This window comes from Candidatus Pedobacter colombiensis, assembly GCA_029202485.1.
GTDB classification, from domain to species: domain Bacteria; phylum Bacteroidota; class Bacteroidia; order Sphingobacteriales; family Sphingobacteriaceae; genus Pedobacter; species Pedobacter colombiensis.
In genome coordinates, this window is record CP119313.1 from 75,718 (window position 1) to 93,005 (window position 17,288).

Here is a 17,288-nt window from a genome sequence, read left to right on the forward strand (position 1 = left end):
GTAAGATCTAATAAATGAAGGTGCCCTAAGTAAATTAGGGCATTTTTTTTGTTTAAAAACTGATTCAGGACGAACCGTATCTGCTTTAACATTCTGCAAAAACACCGAGCATATTTGTAAAGTTTTAATACATTTGAGAATGTTAACAACTTTAAACATGGAAAATAATAATTTAAGAGATATTTTTTATCAGCATGATGGTCGCTTGATTCATAAGTGGGATCATTATTTTGAAATTTACGAAAGGTACTTCTCTAAATTTAAAGGTAAGAAGGTCAATATTCTTGAAATTGGGATTTCCCATGGTGGTTCGCTTCAGATGTGGAAGAAATATTTTGGTGATGATATAAATATCTTCGCCATGGATATCAATCCGGAATGTAAGCAGTTTGAAGATGAGAATACTAAGGTGTTCATTGGTTCTCAAAGTGATCCTAAATTTTTAAGCAAAGTTATCGAGGAGTTGCCTGATCTGGATATTGTTATTGATGATGGCGGGCATACTATGATACAACAAAAGGTTTCATTTGAAATGCTGTATTTAAAAGTTAAGGAAGGCGGTGTATATCTTGTTGAAGATACACATACCTCTTACTGGTATGAATTTCATGGTGGTTTGAAGAAACCAAGTACCTTTATTGAGTACTCGAAAAACCTGATCGATTCTTTATATAGGGATCATATTCTGAAGCAGGATAAGCTGACTTTAAATGAAATAACAGATCACATCAATTGTATTTCTTTCTTTGATAGTGTAGTTGTTTTTGAAAAACTAAAACGTCCAAATGCTTTTCACATCAGAAAGGGCAAAAAAGTGATTGCACCCTACACTCCTCCTGAATTGAAAAAAGAATCCCTATGGATGAAGATCAAAGGAAGGCTCTTTGGAAGGCCTGAGAATAAATTTATTACAAATGATAAGGGTAATTTAAACTAGCCTCAACTTATTTTTTATTCAGTAGATATTTTTTGGTGAGGTCGTCAATTAATCCATTGATGTCTTCAGACAATTTAAGGATGTAAATGGTTCCTCCAAAGAGTAGTGTGATCAATGTCAGACGCAATGCGCCATCTACAATAAAGTTGGCGAGGGGGGGGATGGTGTTTACCAAAAAATAAATCACTATGCCGGTAAATATGGTAAGTGGCGTTTTGTAAGTAAAGGGCTGCATTTTAAACAGGACTAAAATGAATAGGTACCTGGATAGGTTAAAAATAAATAGGGTGATTGCTGATGCTATAGCGGCCCCTGTTATGCCATATCGTGGGATGAATATCAGGTTTGCTGCAATAACGACCCCTATCAGGGCAACATTGAAGAAAGAGTCGTATTTATAAAATTTGGATGTAGCCAGAATTACTCCATTTACACCGGTTGCCGAATCGATCAGATAGCCTAGCCCAATGAAAAAGATCACGTATCTTCCAGAGGCATACTCCGGCGGTAGGGTATAATAAATATTATGAATATTGGCCCAGATCAGTAAAAACAAGAAAAGTGTGGTTATGAGTTGGGTGATACAACTTTTTTTATATACGGATTTAATTTCCTGAATGTTTTCGTTTTTCCAGGCTTCAGCAATAACAGTATAGGCGATGCTATACAAAGATCGCCTGGGTAAGCTAATGATGGTTCCAAATGTAAATGCGAGTGAATAAACACCGGCGTCTCCAAGTCCAAACTTCTCATTGATCATATATTTATCAATATTTTCAATAATATATGGGGAGGTTCCGGTGAGGATTCCGAAAAAGCACAGGTGAATTATTTGTCTCCTTATCGAAGGATCTAGAAACTGAAAGTTCAGACGGAATGATAGTTGATTTCTTTTGTATAGCCGAAAGGCGATCATTCCTGTTGGGATGATATTGCACAGGAGCCATATCCACATAAAAGTCTCAAAGTCTACCGATTTAAAGAGCAAGAGCAATAAGGCGGCCAGTAGAAATATACGTTGGGTAAATTCTTTTAATACTCTTCCTGCGATGGTATCGTAGAGCATTCTGGAGTATAATTCCAGAATATTGAACAGCATGGTAAAGAATGTTAAAGGAATTAAATACCAGTAGTAAGTTTCAAAAAGATTGTTCTCGGAGCCCTTTTGTTGAATGATTTGATCTTTTAGGAAGTATGCTGCTATGCAGAAGACGATAAAGCCGGTAATAGAAATTAAACAGGCTAATCCAAGATAGCCATTGTTATGGTTTTTGGAGTCCCTGAAATATGGGAAAATCCTTGCTGTTGCATTAAACCCAAGTACGGCAACCTGGGCAAACAGAATTGAAAATGAGGTAAGTATGCTAATTAAACCTATCTGCTCCGGGGTAAGGACATGAGGTTGTATAAGGTAACTGGAAAAAAAACCTAATAAAATACCGAGATATGAATAAAAGGTTCCTTTTAATGTTTGTTGCTGAATAATGCCCATCCGTTACTTAGATCGTTTTTAACTTAAATTACTTATCCTTTTCTACAATTAAATATCGCCTTATATTGTAATATGTGTATATATGTTGTAAACTTGTCTGGATAAGATGGCAAAGATAACATATAATATTTGTGTGTTAATTGTTACCTATAGTAATAGGTGGCAATTTTTAGAACAGGTGCTGAAGGGTGTTACTGCCTTGGAAAATGTAACAGATGTCATAATCGTAGATAATGCTTCTACCTACAACGTGGCGCAAAACTGTGCACTGCTGCTGGATTCTCGGATTAAGGTGCTTACCCATACAGAGAATTTAGGATCTTCCGGTGGCTATAAGGCTGGATTGGAGTGTTTTATGAAAGAAACTGAAGCCAATTTTGTGTGGTTACTGGATGATGATAATCTTCCTGCTCCGGATGCACTTGAAAAGCTTACGGATGTATGGGCTTCAACACAAGCCGATGACGATCAGAAAGCCTTATTTTCCCTCCGTTTAGATCGAAAACAGCATGTGCAGATTGGACAGGGCGAAGATGCAAATCGATTTTTACTGGTTAAGAATAGTTTTATGGGCTTTAATTTATTTAGAGTGCCGGTTAATCAGTATTATAAATTTAGGGATAGCTTTAATAAGCAAAGAGATTTTAAAGAAAAGGCCGCTATGGCTTATGCACCTTATGGTGGTATGTTTTTTCATAAGCGGATGGTTGATTTGATTGGCTACCCGGATGAGCGTTTTTTTGTATATGCTGATGATTCGGAATATACCTATAGAATGACAGAAAAGGGAAGTACGATATGGCTTGTCCCAGCCAGTCAGATTACCGATGTCGATAAGTCTTATGGTATTAAGTATGTTAAGCATTTCTGGCGGTCGATGTATTTAGATTTGTGGAGTTTTAGAACTTATTATCAGGTGCGGAATAGCATATACTTTTATTCAAGGTTTAATGTTACTAACCACACTATTTATGGTATTAACAAGAGACTTTTTTTACTGAAACAATGGTTGATAAGTAAGCTTACGGCTAAACAAACAAACTATAAGAAGCTTTTGGGGGCTATTCAGGATGGACTGGAAGGGAAGTTGGGAATGGTAAATCCAGAAAAATATAGTTAGATTTGAGCATACAATTTCTTAACCATTGTCAGCGTTCATATTATAATTAATTAACCCATTGCAAATGCAAAACTTTGCTCCTATTGCTCTTTTTGTTTACAATCGTCCTGATCATACGCGCAGAACACTCAATGCTCTTCAAAAGAATAACCTTGCGGAAGATTCCCGGCTGTTTATCTTTTCTGATGGCGCACGCAACAGTGGCGAAGATGAAAATGTAAAAGCAGTGCGGGATTTAGCACACAGCATTACCGGTTTCAAATCTGTCGAAGTAATAGAGCGGGAACGTAATTATGGACTTGCCAATTCCGTTATTGAAGGAGTAAGCAGATTGTCTAAGGAATATGGAAGAACTATTGTTTTGGAAGACGATGTACTCACTTCACCATATACACTTCAGTATTTTAATGATACATTAAATAAATACAATGATGTAGAAAAGGTGATGCACGTTACGGCTTACATGTATCCGATTCCTGATGCAAACCTTCCGCAGACATTTTTCCTGAGGATAGCCAGTAGTCAGGCTTGGGCTACCTGGGATAGGGCATGGAAAAACTTTGAACCGGATATCGATAAAATCATCGCCAGATTTGATGAACAGTCGAAGTATCAGTTTGAACTTGAGGGTGGGATGAATTTCTGGAAGCACGTTATGGAGTTTAAACATGGAAGAAATAACTCATGGGCAATAAGATGGTATTCGTCTGTATTTTTAAATAAAGGACTTTCAGTAAATCCGGCCTTATCTTTAATAGAAAATATAGGACATGATGGCTCTGGGGTTCATTCCGGTGTCAGTACCATTTATGAAGGAGCAATCAACAATTTCAGGATAACAGAATTTCCGGATCAATTAGAAGAGTACAAGCCAGGTTATAAGGCCGTAAGACATTTCTTAAAACACCGCAAGGGATCTTATTGGCAACGTGGTGTACGGTATTTAAATCATGTATTTACAAAATTGAAACGCATGTAAGGTGCAGAAGGGGGAGCTGAATTGAAGATTATACATCTAAATACTTATGATGGACACGGAATAGGAGGCGCTGCAGTTTTAAGGTTGAATAAAAGTTTAAAACAGCTGGGTGCCAATTCCGTTGCAATTTGCCTTCATAAGTTTGATGCTCAGCCTAATGTAAAAGCAATATCAGGTACAATTCTTGGCCGTGTAAAGGCTACATTAAGTACTTTTGCAGAACGATACTTATCTAAGGCTTTAGTAAAGCGCACTAAAATTGGGTTTTCGGCACAAAGGTTTGGCTGTGCTGTCGTACAGAACCCCCTAATAAAAAATGCTGATGTTATTCATATTCATTGGATAAATGATGGGTTCTTATCACCTAAATTTTTGGCGCAGCTAGATGAACTTGAAAAACCTATTGTATGGACGTTTTACGATAGTAGCGCCTTTACAGGAGGTTGTCATGATCATCAGGGTTGCGAACACTATCACAAGGAATGTGGCCTTTGCCCGATGCTAAAAATAAGTGGAAAGAATGATTTTTCTCATCAAACCTGGCTGCGTAAAAAGAAAGCCTACTCTGAATTAAACTGTCATATTGTTGCATCAGATAACCTGATTGCAGGAGCAGTGAAATTGAGTAGTTTAATGGGGTTTAGGGAAGTGACGATGATTCCGAATTCAATAGCAACAAATGTATTTAAGCCTTACCTTAAAACTGAAGCAAAAAAGGTTTTAAAGATAAGTCCTGATAAGTTTGTTGTCATGATTGGTTCTATGTCTTTTCAGGATGATATATTTAGCGATAGATCCTATCTGATGGAAGCATTGAATGATTTGGCAAGTAGGCCCGGACTTGATAAAGGGGAGATTGAGCTGGTTGTATTGAGGAATAAGACCAATGTCGAATTCCCTTTCAAAACAACATTTTTAGGGGAGATTAGTAACGATGAACATTTGGCTAAATGCTATTCTGCAGCAGACATCTTTTTGGTTTCCTCGGTAACAGAGCAGCTGCCAAATGGGGTAATAGAAAGTCTTTCTTGTGCCACTCCTGTGGTTGCCTTTAAAAAAGGTGAGGTTCAACAGATGATAAAACACCTGGAGAATGGTTACCTGGCTGAATGTGGTTCTACAGAAGATCTTGCAACCGGTGTGGAATGGTTGTATCATGATGAAAATACACCTGATATACAAAAAGAAGCCCGAAGAATGATATTAACTGAATTCTCAGAGCCTGTTATTGCAGAAAAACACTTATTATTGTATCAGTCACTTATTGATCTCCAACCGAAATAAATAGTTTTTAAGCCCCATGCAGCCAAAGTTAAGCGTCATCACCATCGTTTATAATAATGTAAAGGATATTGAGCGGACCATGCTTTCTGTCCTGAACCAAACCTATGGTAATATAGAATATATTATTATTGATGGAGCCTCTAATGATGGGACGAAGGACCTGATCTATAATCATAAATCGAGGTTGGCACAATTTATTTCTGAGCCTGATAAGGGTATTTATGATGCGATGAACAAAGGACTTTCACTGGCAACCGGTGATTATGTGTTGTTTATGAATTCCGGGGATGAGATCTATGCTCCTGAAACGGTTGCAGAGGTATTTGAAACTGCAGCCTCAGCTGATATTTATTACGGTGAAACCGAAATGTTTAATGAAAAATGGGAAAGTCTGGGACAAAGAAGGCATCGTGCACCAGAAAATTTCAACTGGCAAAGTTTCAAGTATGGGATGAATATCAGTCATCAGGCTATATATGTTAAGCGAAGTATTGCTGGCAAATTTGATTTGCAATATAAATATAGTGGAGATATCGACTGGATCATCAGTGCAGCCAAAAATGCATCTAGTATCGTAAATACACATACTTATGTAGCAAAATATCTTGTTGGAGGCATTTCCAAGAAAAAGCAACTGGCGAGTTTAAAAGAAAGGTTTCGGATATTTACAAAATATTATGGGCTGATCCCAAATCTTATTAACCATATTTTTATATCCTTTAATCTTGCGCAGTATTACATCAGGCATAGAAGAACTAATGATTAAGGTACTACATATAAATACATATGAAGGCAATGGTGGAGCCGGTAGAGCATGTTTGCGGTTAAATGATGCGCTAAATGCTAATGGGATAGATTCCAGAATAATGACTTACTTTAAATTTAAAGAGAGCGCTGTAACGGAAGTATTTAGTAAAAGTCCTTTTCAAAAAGCTAAAGCCATCGTAAATATTCTGGCAGAAAGGTATCTTTCTAAAGCCGTAACTAAGGCTGTTAAAATTCCTTTTTCCTTGCAATGGTTTGGGAGTTCGATTGTTAATCATCCTTTGGTTAAAGATACTGATATTATTCATTTGCACTGGATTAATCATGGGTTTTTATCGCCGAAATTTATTGGAGAGTTGGGTCAACTGAATAAACCAATTGTGTGGACATTTCATGATAGTAATCCTTTAACCGGGGGCTGTCATGTTCGTTATACCTGTCAGCAGTACTTATATGAATGTGGCAATTGTCCCGTGCTAAAAAACAGTAATAAAAATGATTTTTCTCATAAAACCTGGAAGTCAAAACAAAAAGCCTACTCAAAAGTAAATTTCAGTATCATATCGCCAAGTACCTGGATGGGGAAATGTGCAAGCGAGGCTTCATTGACTAAAAATCATACAGGTCACGTGATTTCGAATGCGCTGGATACAGATTTTTTTAAGCCTGCAGATAAAGGAGAAAGCCGAAGGGAGTTGGGGATTGATTTGGGAGTTAAGGTTATACTTGCAGGTTATATGCCTTCAACGGATGACAGACATAAAGGGCTGAAGGAGCTTCAAGAAACGATTCAGTATTTATGTGCTGACCCTGGTGTAGATAAAGATAAGCTGCTGCTGTTGTTTTATGGGAGTAACGGAGAAGGAATAGACCTCAACATTCCCATCCCATATAAATTTGCAGGAAGAATAGATAATGACGATTTGCTGATTAAACTTTATAGCGCTGCAGATGTATTTTTATTTCCTTCAATTGAAGAAAGTATGGGATATACCGCATTAGAGAGTCTTTCGTGTGGAACACCTGTAGCAGGTTTTAATACATCCGGTGTTCCGGATGTGGTAGTTCATAAAGAAAATGGTTACCTGGCAAAACTATACGATACCAAGTCACTTGCCGCGGGCGTTCAATGGATACTAAATGAGGCTGATGGCACAGCCCTTTCCCTTCAGGCCAGATCCTGGGCAGTTTCGAAATTCAGTAGTCAGGTTATTGCCCGGCAGCATATTGAGCTTTACAATAAATTAATGTCCTAAAAATGTAGCATTAACTCTTCCAGATTAGAGATTTGCCATTCCACATCACTGGGTTTTTCTTTTTTTAATGGGTTAAAATAAATGGCTTTTATTCCATAATCCTGTGCTCCACGAATATCAGCTTCCAGGCTATCACCAATCATGATGCTCTCATGTTTTTTGGCCGAAGCTTTATTTAAAGCATATTCAAAAATAGCTTTGTGTGGCTTGTTTACCCCTACATCTTCAGAAATGATAACATTCTGAAAGTAAGGATTTAAACCCGAAACATTCATTTTAGTCAGTGTAGTTTCTTTAAAACCATTAGAGATAATATGAAGTGCATATTTTTCGTAAAGATAGCCCAGCACTTTTTCCGAACCCCAAAAAAGATTGGTTTTAGTAGGACTGATGCGCACATAATCTTCCTCAAACTGTGTGGGTATTTTATCTGGTTTAACACCCAGCTGTCTGAAAGTCTTATGAAACCTTTCCGACCTCAGTTGCTCCTTGGTGATTCTGCCTACATGGTATTCTGCCCACAGGCGATGGTTATTTTCGGTGTAGGTAGCAATAAATTCCTCACATGAATGGAGGCCCAGTTGTTCAAGCTGATACAGCTGATATAGCTCTCTTAAGGTTTCTTCTGCATTTCGGTCAAAATCCCAAATGGTATGATCCAGGTCGAAGAATATATGTTTGATCATTTTAATAATGTTTAAAAGGCTGGCAACCTACTAAACCTTGGCTCCATAAGCCAGATCTCCTGCGTCGCCTAATCCGGGCACAATGTACGATTTACTCGTCATTTCTTCATCAATTGCACCCAGCCATAATTTTGCTTTAGGTAAATTTGCCCTTACATGCCTAATACCCTCTGCGCTGGCAATTGCAGAAACAATATGCAGTTCTTTAACTTTATACCTGCCCATCAATTCTTTACAGCAGAGTACCATACTCATGCCCGTCGCCAACATTGGATCAACCATGATGACTATTCTATCTGTCAGATCAGGGGATGAAATATATTCTATAGCGATTTCAAAGTGACCACTTTTATGTGCTTTTCGATAGGCCGCGACAAATGCACATTCTGCACGGTCAAAAATATTGAGCATGCCTTTGTGCATGGGTATTCCGGCACGGGTAATCGTAGCCAGAATAGGTTGTTCAGTCAATTGCACGGTTTTAGCAACGCCCAATGGAGTTTGTGTTTCTGTTTCCTGGTAATTAAGGGTTTTACTAATCTCGAATGCAAAATATTCTCCTATCCGCTCCATATTGGTGCGAAAACGCATCGGATCCTTTTGAATTTGTTCATCCCTGATCTCAGCGATAAAAACATTTGCAATAGAATTGGTTTTACTGAGGTCGAATATCATTGCATAAAGATAAAAAATAAAAATTACCGTTAACCAGTTTAACACTGTCTATCAGCTCATTTATTTGTAATAACAAGTCTTCTCTTGTTTTGTTGCTTAACAAAGTGATATCGGTAGCGGCAACAGGATGCAGGAGTAGTTGAGTATTGGTATCCAGTTGTAAATCATACCAATAGAAAGGAGTGCATGTGCCCGCCCTGAAGCCAGAATAATTAGGATAATGCATACTGTAATCATTCCGGGCTTTGTGCTTTGTTAGTTTAACATAGCTTTTGGGTATTTGTATGTTTGGTTCAAAATGGTGTTCATTCTTTTGAGGGATAAAAAAACGGGAATTTTGCACAAAACCATATTGCTCCATATCGGCTATCAGACGACCGATATCTGCCAGTCTTTCTTTTTTTTTGGTTCGTGTTCTGTCAATAAAAGTCCTAATGTAAGTAATGGTATTGGAGATGATGTTCTTGTCTTTTGGTTTAGGGGCTTGGTGAATGGAGTAAATGGGATTAAAAGAAAAATGTTTGTCCCCAAACAATAGGGAAGGGAAATGCTTTGCCAGAATGTTTTTAAGAATTAAAGCCCAGCCGTCTATAATAGGTAGTTTTAAAATACCAAGCTGATATTGTAAACTGGTTTCAGCAGGAAATAGCTTATGCGGATGAGGGCTCGATGGGAGGTATTCCTCATATCGGCTTAAAAAGTAGAAAGCGGCTGCAAATACATCGAACGGGAGTGTACTTCCTTGAACCGGGAAGGGGACTTTTTGCTCTCCGAAGGTTGTCGTTTTAATCTGCTGATCAGTTATTTTATGGTCCAGCAGCAGGCTTGTGCTTTTAAAAAACAGTTCGTCCCCAATGGGTTTTGGGGCATAGCTGAGTTTGGGCAGTTTGGATTGTATAAACTCTTCAGGCTTTAGGGTAAAACCTACCTCTGTCTTCAGTATATCGTTAAATATAAAGCTGAAGATGTACTTTATGCGCGGACTAAGCTGCGGAACGTAAACCAAAAGTTTCATAACATAAATTTAACATATAAATAGTCAAATCACATGGCTTTAAAAATATTCTTATGTTTGATATTCAGTATTGTATATTAATACAGAAACCCAAACAGCCAAAGTGGGGCATCTAAATATTTTTCAGTTCTCTTGGCCAGGCGGGATATTTATGCGCTTCATCAATAAATTATCCTGATATTGATAAAGGTTCCATAATTTTATTTTGTCGGTTCTAGTATGCAAAAATACAATAATATTGCTGGTTTTAACCGACAATATTATTGTGGTTTTTAATTAGTGTTTTACGATTGTTCAGAGGAGCTTTTTATTCCAAAGCTCTGTCATCCCAGTGTTTAATCCCTGGACCTTATGGATCACTGAAATAAATAATCCTTACATTTGATAGTTCCAGGTTCTTCAGAACAGGAGCGCCTGTCTTAAATATACTTTACGGATGAAATTTAATATTGTTTCCGATTACAGTCCCACTGGAGACCAGCCCAATGCCATTAAACAGCTAGTTGAAGGTGTAAACAACGAAGAGCATTATCAGACATTATTAGGTGTAACAGGATCCGGAAAAACGTTTACCATTGCCAACGTCATTCAGGAAACTCAAAAACCAACACTAATTCTGAGTCATAATAAAACACTTGCTGCTCAACTTTATGGAGAATTTAAACAATTCTTCCCCGAAAATGCAGTGAACTATTTTGTATCCTATTACGATTACTATCAACCTGAGGCATTTATGCCCAGCACCAATACCTATATAGAGAAAGATTTAAGCATCAATGAGGAAATAGAAAAACTCAGATTGCGTACCACATCGGCTTTAATGTCCGGTCGGAGGGATATCATCGTTGTTTCTTCCATCTCCTGTATTTACGGTATGGGTAATCCCGAGGATTTTTCGAGGTCTGTATTCCGCTTTTCAGTAGGGACTCGGATTTCCAGAAATTCCTTTTTACATAGTCTGGTCGAGATTTTATATGCACGTACCACCACTGACTTTAAACGTGGAACATTTAGGGTAAAAGGAGATACCGTAGATATTTTTCCCGCATATCTGGATAGTGCCTATCGCATTTCTTTTTTCGGTGATGATATTGAAGAGCTAAGTGTAATAGATCCGGTGACGGGGAAAACGCTCGAGAAGTTGGAAGATATGGCTATTTACCCGGCCAATTTGTTTGTTACACCTAAGGATAGATTTAATTCGTCCATTTGGGGTATACAAGAAGAATTAGAGGTACGCAAAAATCAGTTGATTGGCGATAGGCATCTGCTGGAGGCAAAAAGGTTGGAAGAACGGGTTAATTTCGATATCGAGATGATGAAAGAACTGGGGTATTGCTCAGGAATTGAAAATTATTCCCGGTTTTTCGATGGGAGATCACCAGGTATGCGCCCCTTCTGTTTGCTGGATTATTTCCCGGATGATTATTTAATGGTAATCGACGAAAGTCACGTTACCGTACCTCAAATCAGGGCCATGTATGGTGGTGATAGGTCGCGGAAGATGTCGCTGGTTGAATATGGTTTCCGTTTACCTTCGGCATTGGACAACAGGCCGCTGAATTTTGATGAGTTTGAAGCCCTTGCACCGCAAACGATCTATGTGAGCGCTACGCCGGCAGACTACGAGTTGCAAAAATCAGAAGGTGTGGTTATTGAGCAAGTGATCAGACCAACAGGATTACTGGACCCTTTAATTGAAGTGCGTCCGGCCATTAACCAGGTAGACGATTTACTGGATGAAATCGATAAAACGATAAAAAATGGAGATCGCGTATTGGTAACTACGTTAACTAAGCGGATGGCCGAAGAGTTGACCAAATATATGGATCGGTTGAACATTAAAGTGCGTTATATCCATTCTGAAGTTAAAACATTAGAGCGTGTAGAGATTTTACGTGGCCTGCGTTTAGGCGAATTTGACGTGTTGATCGGAATCAACCTGCTAAGGGAAGGATTGGATTTGCCAGAGGTGTCGCTGGTTGCTATTTTAGATGCCGATAAAGAAGGTTTCCTTCGTTCGGATCGGGCCTTAATCCAAACCATAGGAAGGGCCGCAAGAAATGATAGGGGTAGGGTAATCATGTATGCCGATAAGATGACAGACTCCATGGCACGTACTATAGAAGAAACCAACAGACGTAGGGATAAACAGGTTGCTTATAACCTCGAAAATGGTATTGTACCTAAAACTGTAGGGAAAAGCCGTGAAGCGATTCTGGAGCAAACTTCGGTGCTCGACTTCTCTTCGGGTGAAACGAAACGCGCTAAACCCTACATTGAGGTTGATCAGGTGAGCATGGCTGCTGATCCGATTGTTCAATATATGACTAAGGCCGAAATGCAGAAGTCAATTGATAAAACGCGTAAGGACATGAGTAAAGCAGCAAAGGATATGGACTTTTTATTGGCTGCCCGCTTGCGGGATGAAATGTTTGCCATGGAAAAAATGTTTGAAGAACGATTTGCTAAGTCGTAAGTTTGTAAAATGGACGGAAAGAGCAGAAAGGATATATACCCGGGGTTAGAAGTGGATATCATCCTTAAGAAAGACCAGCGAAGTGGAAAACTAACAAGAGGTATTGTTGCAAATTTGCTTACCTCGGCATCATTTCACTCACGTGGTATTAAAGTGCGGTTGGAAGACGGACAAATCGGCAGGGTGGCTGCTATTGTAGATGACAATTAAGCCAATGGTATTGTAATTGCTATGCAATAAACTGAACGGTGCTGTAATATTAAGATTTCAACTCCGTCTATATTATAAAAGTTAAAATAATAACATGGGATTTATAAAATTCATATTAATCACTGTACTAATACTTTACATCATACGTATTATCATTCGTTTGATATTTCCTTTGGTATTGAGGAACTTATTCAGCAAGGTACAGCAGCAAGCACAAAACCAGGCGAGACAACAGTATACCAAACCCGAAGGATCAATTTCAATTGACTATATGCCTCCAAAACCTAAAACAGGTAAAACAGATAATCTAGGCGATTTTGTAGATTACGAAGAGCTGAAATAGCCCTGTTTCTTTACGCTAAAGATTTTTTTTAAAAAAGTTCTCAGAGGCCGATAAAAATAAATCATTTTATCTAAGTTTGGGGTTAGTTTAATCTTAAACAAACCTTAATGAATAACTGGTTAAAAGCGAATGGCATTCATCTTGCCATATTTGGATTTTTTGTAATCATCTGTTTCGTCTATTTCAGTCCTGTATTACAAGGCAAAGCTCCTGCTCAAAGCGACGTATTGCAGGCTAAGGCCATGCAAACGGAGATCATGCATTACAAAGATAAAGACGGTAAGGCTCCTTTATGGACCAATCAAATGTTTGGTGGTATGCCGGCTTACCAGATTTGGGCTCAATATGCTTATAATGGAGCTACTTATGGTATCAAGTTTGTAACAAGCACATTGCCGAGCCCTGTAGGTACAGTTTTATTGCTGTTAACCGGTGCTTATTTTTTATTTATCGTATTAAAGGTCAATCCATGGCTGGCCGCCGCAGGTGCAATCGCATTTGCATTTACACTGTATAATTTTGTGCTAATAAGTGCCGGACACAACAATAAGGTGCTTGCAATAGGCTTTTTTGCGCCGATTATCGCCGGGTTTATTTTAACCTTACGCGGACGATACTGGGTTGGTGGAACGTTGACCGCTTTGTTTCTGGCATTATTGATCAGGGCAAATCACATACAGATGGCTTATTATCTGTTCTTATCTGTCCTTATCTTTGCTGGGATCGAAATTTATCAGGCTTATAAGGCAAAAACACTTCCTGCACTAGGTAAGGCTTTCGGAGTTCTGGCGGGTGCATTGGTCTTGGCCTTAATGGTAAATGCAAGTGTATTGTGGACTACTGCAGAATATGCCAATGAAACGAATAGAGGGAAATCTAATTTAACTGCTGCGGCTGGAGAAGGTAGTGAGAGCAATGCTAAGGCTAAGGATTATGCTTTTGGCTGGAGCCAGGGAATTGGGGAAAGTTTTACCTTTCTAATTCCAGATTTATATGGAGGGGCGACCAGTATAAATGAATTGGTTAAGCCTGAAAGCCATATGTATAAGGCTTTGTCGGAGGTTACAGGAGGTGATCCTAATCAAACGATGCAAGCTATCCAGCAATTGGCACAGCAACCTTTAAACATGCAGCAGTATTGGGGCGAAAAACCCGGAACTTCTGGTGGATATTACTTTGGTGCCATTATCTGCTTCTTGTTCATATTCGGATTATTTATTGTAAGAAGTCACTTAAAGTGGTGGATATTGGCTACAACTGTATTGTTTGTCCTATTGTCATTCGGTAAAAACTTCCCGCTGTTGTCAAACTTATTCTTCGATTATTTCCCATTGTACAACAAGTTTAGAGCAGTTGAATCTATTTTAGCTGTAGTTGGATTGATGGTGCCTTTGCTGGCTATACTTGCTTTAAAAGAAGTGCAGGATGGTAAGATTGACCAAAAAATACTTGTTAAAAAATTGCAATGGTCTGCCGGTATCACAGGTGGTTTTGCATTAATCGTAGCAATAGCACCGACCTTGTTTTTCAGTTTTACAACAGAAAACCATCAGCAGATTGTGCAGGCATTAACTCAGACCTTACAAAATAACGCAGCACTTGCACATAAAATCGTAAATGCACTGATCGAAGACAGGATCGCTATTGCTCGTGCAGATGCTTTCCGTTCATTCATTTTTATCGCCATAGGTTTTGCATTGATTTGGGCATTCATTACTAAAAAAATGAATATGCAACTGGCATTTGGTTTATTAACCTTAGCAGTATTAATCGATATGTGGCAGGTGGATCGTCGTTATTTGAATAATAGTAATTTTTCAAGTAAAAGTGACTTAGCCAATCATTATCAGCCTAGAGATGTAGATACTTTTATTAGTGCGGATAAAGATCCTGATTTTAGGGTGTTGGATTTGACAGTAAATACTTTTATGGATGCTAGTCCTTCAGCATTTCATAAAACAATTGGTGGATATCATGCTGCGAAGTTAAAACGTTACCAGGAGCTGATTGATCACCAGTTTTCTAAAAGTGTTAATCAGGATGTGCTGGATATGTTAAATACCAAGTACATCATTACTCAAGATCCTCAAAATGGTTCTTACAAAATGCAACGTAATGCTACTGCTGCGGGACATGCCTGGATCGTGCCCCATATTCAGTTTGCAAAAGACGCTGATGAGGAGATGAAGGCGATTAGCAGTTTCGATCCAAAACAAGAGGCGATAGTTGATTTAAGGTATAAAAAACTGATTGATGAGAAACGATTAGGTCCGGGTACAGGTGCATTGATTACTCTTGAGAGTTATAATCCGGATCACCTTGTTTACACTTATAGCGCACCTACAGACGTTATCGCTGTATTTTCTGAGATCTATTATGATAAAGGGTGGAACATGTACATTGATGGGCTGAAGAAACCTTATTTCAGAGCTGACTATGTGTTACGTGCAGCGCAGCTTGAAGCAGGTAACCACAAAGTCGAATTTAAGTTTGAGCCTGTATCTTACTACTTGGGAGAGAAGATCTCATTAGCCGGATCAATTTTATTGGTTGTGGGCTTAGGCTTTGCATTTTATACGGAAAACAAAAAGAAAAAAGCTGCCTAGCAGATTTTAGTTGTTAACCAGATTTAAGAGGTTGTATCATTGGTAAAAAGATGGTCAACCTCTTTTTTTATGTACTGATAGGTAATATTTCTGCCATTTAAATTGCATCTAACGCGTGGATGGTGTAATAAACGCAAAGAAATGCAGGAAAGTGCATCATACGCATATTCACATTTTTATTCCTGTTACATTTAGTTGATGGAAGTAAAAATAGCAGTGATAAAAAATCTTTTAGGCTCGTTTTCGGTTCTGGATTGTGCTTGCGAAATTGCAGTACTGTGGTTAATTACTAAGTCGTATCTGGTTCGACTCTGGTTCGTCTTGGGTTCGTCTCTGGTTCGGAAAAATCCAATTGAAATAAGTCTCGTAGATGTGCTTTAGTAAAGTAGCATTAAGTCGTCCTAACCGGGCCGCAAAGATGCCACTTCAAAATCGAAAAAAATCAGTGGTTTTTGAGAAGATAAAAGTTGTGGTAAGTAATGATAATGACGGGTTTTAAGAATTTAACGATTACTTAACATGTTGTTAATTTGTGTGTTGCACTTTTGTAAAGTAAAAAAGCATTGCTTGAACAGGATGACGTCTAAAAGAGAAGTTGATATTGCCGTAATTTCTGATGTACATTTAGGTACTTATGGCTGCCACGCTAAGGAATTATTGAAGTACCTTAAAAGTATTAAACCTAAAATGTTGGTTTTAAACGGTGACATCATCGATATCTGGCAATTTAGCAAAAGATACTGGCCTGAAACCCACATGAAAGTAGTTAGAAAGTTGATGAAGTTTGTGGTAGAAGGCGTTCCTGTTTATTATCTTACAGGTAACCATGATGAACTGCTGCGGAAATTCGCAGATATGCATATCGGGACGTTTCACCTGCAGAATAAGTTGGTTGTAGAGCTGGATGGCAAAAAAGCCTGGTTTTTTCATGGAGATATATTTGATGTAACCATGCAACATTCCAAATGGCTGGCCAAACTAGGCGCGGTAGGTTACGATACACTCATTTTGATCAATAGTTTTGTGAATTGGTGTCTGGCACTTATGGGGCGGGAAAAAATGAGTTTCTCGAAACGGATTAAAGCGAAGTTCAAAGATGCGGTAAAGTTTATCAATGGCTTTGAAAATACAGCTGCTGAGTTGGCCGCAGAAAAAGGCTACGAATATGTTGTTTGCGGACATATTCATCAGCCCGAAATGAGAACGATCATTACTGAGAATGGTGATGTAACTTATTTAAATAGTGGTGATTGGGTGGAGAACCTTACGGCCCTTGAATATTATGATAAATCCTGGAAAGTGTTTAAATACGAACAACAAAACTTTCAGAAAGATGAGATAGAAGAGGGCGAATTGTCGGATGGAGAAGATCTGCATAGTAAACTCGATATCAATACTCTATTGCAAAAGATTAAATTAGAAATTGTCTAAGGCGTAAAAA

The 17,288-nt window shown here is 38.4% G+C and carries 15 protein-coding genes; 11 read left to right on the forward strand and 4 right to left on the reverse strand.

Annotated features, from left to right (window positions below):
* The first annotated feature begins 157 nt into the window (after nucleotides 1-157).
* Entirely contained in the window at nucleotides 158-937 is a 780-nt protein-coding gene (locus P0Y49_00330; protein WEK19600.1) for a class I SAM-dependent methyltransferase, read from the forward strand.
* Nucleotides 938-944: 7 nt separating this feature from the next.
* Here P0Y49_00330 and P0Y49_00335 read toward each other — a convergent pair whose 3' ends face one another.
* A complete protein-coding gene (locus P0Y49_00335; GenBank protein WEK19601.1) occupies nucleotides 945-2,429 on the reverse strand; it encodes a polysaccharide biosynthesis C-terminal domain-containing protein in 1,485 nt (494 codons plus the stop codon).
* Between the two features lie 106 nt (nucleotides 2,430-2,535).
* On the opposite strand from P0Y49_00335, the gene P0Y49_00340 reads away from it, so the two are divergent.
* From P0Y49_00340 to P0Y49_00360, 5 genes are all read left to right on the forward strand, one after another.
* Nucleotides 2,536-3,549: a glycosyltransferase gene (locus P0Y49_00340; protein WEK19602.1), complete on the forward strand. Its 1,014-nt coding sequence runs from the start codon at nucleotides 2,536-2,538 to the stop codon at nucleotides 3,547-3,549.
* 64 nt (nucleotides 3,550-3,613) lie between these two features.
* The gene (locus P0Y49_00345) at nucleotides 3,614-4,528 is read left to right on the forward strand and encodes a glycosyltransferase (GenBank protein ID WEK19603.1); all 915 of its coding nucleotides are present in this window, start codon (nucleotides 3,614-3,616) and stop codon (nucleotides 4,526-4,528) included.
* Nucleotides 4,529-4,549: 21 nt separating this feature from the next.
* Complete coding sequence (locus P0Y49_00350) at nucleotides 4,550-5,812, forward strand: glycosyltransferase (protein ID WEK19604.1); 1,263 nt, start codon at nucleotides 4,550-4,552, stop codon at nucleotides 5,810-5,812.
* A 16-nt stretch (nucleotides 5,813-5,828) separates the two neighbouring features.
* A complete protein-coding gene (locus P0Y49_00355; protein ID WEK19605.1) occupies nucleotides 5,829-6,578 on the forward strand; it encodes a glycosyltransferase family 2 protein in 750 nt (249 codons plus the stop codon).
* Nucleotides 6,571-7,833 (forward strand): glycosyltransferase, encoded by a 1,263-nt coding sequence (locus tag P0Y49_00360; GenBank protein WEK19606.1) that lies wholly within the window; start codon nucleotides 6,571-6,573, stop codon nucleotides 7,831-7,833. The genes P0Y49_00355 and P0Y49_00360 overlap by 8 nt, the downstream gene beginning before the upstream one ends.
* Here P0Y49_00360 and P0Y49_00365 read toward each other — a convergent pair.
* The 3 genes from P0Y49_00365 to P0Y49_00375 are packed head-to-tail and all read right to left on the reverse strand — an operon-like array spanning nucleotide 7,830 to nucleotide 10,209.
* On the reverse strand, nucleotides 7,830-8,519 hold the full coding sequence (locus P0Y49_00365) for a YjjG family noncanonical pyrimidine nucleotidase (protein ID WEK19607.1): 690 nt from the start codon (nucleotides 8,517-8,519) through the stop codon (nucleotides 7,830-7,832). The genes P0Y49_00360 and P0Y49_00365 overlap by 4 nt on opposite strands.
* 30 nt (nucleotides 8,520-8,549) lie before the next feature.
* The gene (gene upp, locus P0Y49_00370; protein ID WEK19608.1) at nucleotides 8,550-9,194 is read right to left on the reverse strand and encodes a uracil phosphoribosyltransferase; all 645 of its coding nucleotides are present in this window, start codon (nucleotides 9,192-9,194) and stop codon (nucleotides 8,550-8,552) included.
* Nucleotides 9,175-10,209, reverse strand: a complete 1,035-nt coding sequence (locus P0Y49_00375; GenBank protein ID WEK19609.1) for a hypothetical protein — start codon at nucleotides 10,207-10,209, stop codon at nucleotides 9,175-9,177. The genes upp and P0Y49_00375 overlap by 20 nt, the downstream gene beginning before the upstream one ends.
* A gap of 436 nt (nucleotides 10,210-10,645) precedes the next feature.
* Between P0Y49_00375 and uvrB the strand changes: the two genes are divergently transcribed.
* The 5 genes from uvrB (at nucleotide 10,646) to P0Y49_00400 (ending at nucleotide 17,278) form a co-directional block, all read left to right on the forward strand.
* Nucleotides 10,646-12,688, forward strand: a complete 2,043-nt coding sequence (uvrB, locus tag P0Y49_00380) for an excinuclease ABC subunit UvrB (GenBank protein ID WEK19610.1) — start codon at nucleotides 10,646-10,648, stop codon at nucleotides 12,686-12,688.
* A 9-nt stretch (nucleotides 12,689-12,697) separates the two neighbouring features.
* Nucleotides 12,698-12,898 carry a YwbE family protein gene (locus P0Y49_00385; GenBank protein ID WEK19611.1) on the forward strand — a complete coding sequence of 67 codons (201 nt, stop codon included), beginning with the start codon at nucleotides 12,698-12,700 and terminating at the stop codon, nucleotides 12,896-12,898.
* 94 nt (nucleotides 12,899-12,992) lie between these two features.
* A complete protein-coding gene (locus P0Y49_00390) occupies nucleotides 12,993-13,241 on the forward strand; it encodes a DUF4834 domain-containing protein (protein ID WEK19612.1) in 249 nt (82 codons plus the stop codon).
* 107 nt (nucleotides 13,242-13,348) lie between these two features.
* Nucleotides 13,349-15,847, forward strand: a complete 2,499-nt coding sequence (locus P0Y49_00395) for a hypothetical protein (protein ID WEK19613.1) — start codon at nucleotides 13,349-13,351, stop codon at nucleotides 15,845-15,847.
* Between the two features lie 576 nt (nucleotides 15,848-16,423).
* Complete coding sequence (locus P0Y49_00400; protein WEK19614.1) at nucleotides 16,424-17,278, forward strand: UDP-2,3-diacylglucosamine diphosphatase; 855 nt, start codon at nucleotides 16,424-16,426, stop codon at nucleotides 17,276-17,278.
* Nucleotides 17,279-17,288: the final 10 nt, after the last annotated feature.

Coding starts and splice junctions, on each gene's coding strand:
- P0Y49_00330 (WEK19600.1), top strand. CDS start 158: ATGGAAAATAATAATTTAAGAGATATTTTTTATCAGCATGATGGTCGC.
- P0Y49_00335 (WEK19601.1), bottom strand. CDS start 2,429: ATGGGCATTATTCAGCAACAAACATTAAAAGGAACCTTTTATTCATAT.
- P0Y49_00340 (WEK19602.1), top strand. CDS start 2,536: ATGGCAAAGATAACATATAATATTTGTGTGTTAATTGTTACCTATAGT.
- P0Y49_00345 (WEK19603.1), top strand. CDS start 3,614: ATGCAAAACTTTGCTCCTATTGCTCTTTTTGTTTACAATCGTCCTGAT.
- P0Y49_00355 (WEK19605.1), top strand. CDS start 5,829: ATGCAGCCAAAGTTAAGCGTCATCACCATCGTTTATAATAATGTAAAG.
- P0Y49_00360 (WEK19606.1), top strand. CDS start 6,571: ATGATTAAGGTACTACATATAAATACATATGAAGGCAATGGTGGAGCC.
- P0Y49_00365 (WEK19607.1), bottom strand. CDS start 8,519: ATGATCAAACATATATTCTTCGACCTGGATCATACCATTTGGGATTTT.
- upp (WEK19608.1), bottom strand. CDS start 9,194: ATGATATTCGACCTCAGTAAAACCAATTCTATTGCAAATGTTTTTATC.
- P0Y49_00375 (WEK19609.1), bottom strand. CDS start 10,209: ATGAAACTTTTGGTTTACGTTCCGCAGCTTAGTCCGCGCATAAAGTAC.
- uvrB (WEK19610.1), top strand. CDS start 10,646: ATGAAATTTAATATTGTTTCCGATTACAGTCCCACTGGAGACCAGCCC.
- P0Y49_00385 (WEK19611.1), top strand. CDS start 12,698: ATGGACGGAAAGAGCAGAAAGGATATATACCCGGGGTTAGAAGTGGAT.
- P0Y49_00390 (WEK19612.1), top strand. CDS start 12,993: ATGGGATTTATAAAATTCATATTAATCACTGTACTAATACTTTACATC.
- P0Y49_00395 (WEK19613.1), top strand. CDS start 13,349: ATGAATAACTGGTTAAAAGCGAATGGCATTCATCTTGCCATATTTGGA.
- P0Y49_00400 (WEK19614.1), top strand. CDS start 16,424: ATGACGTCTAAAAGAGAAGTTGATATTGCCGTAATTTCTGATGTACAT.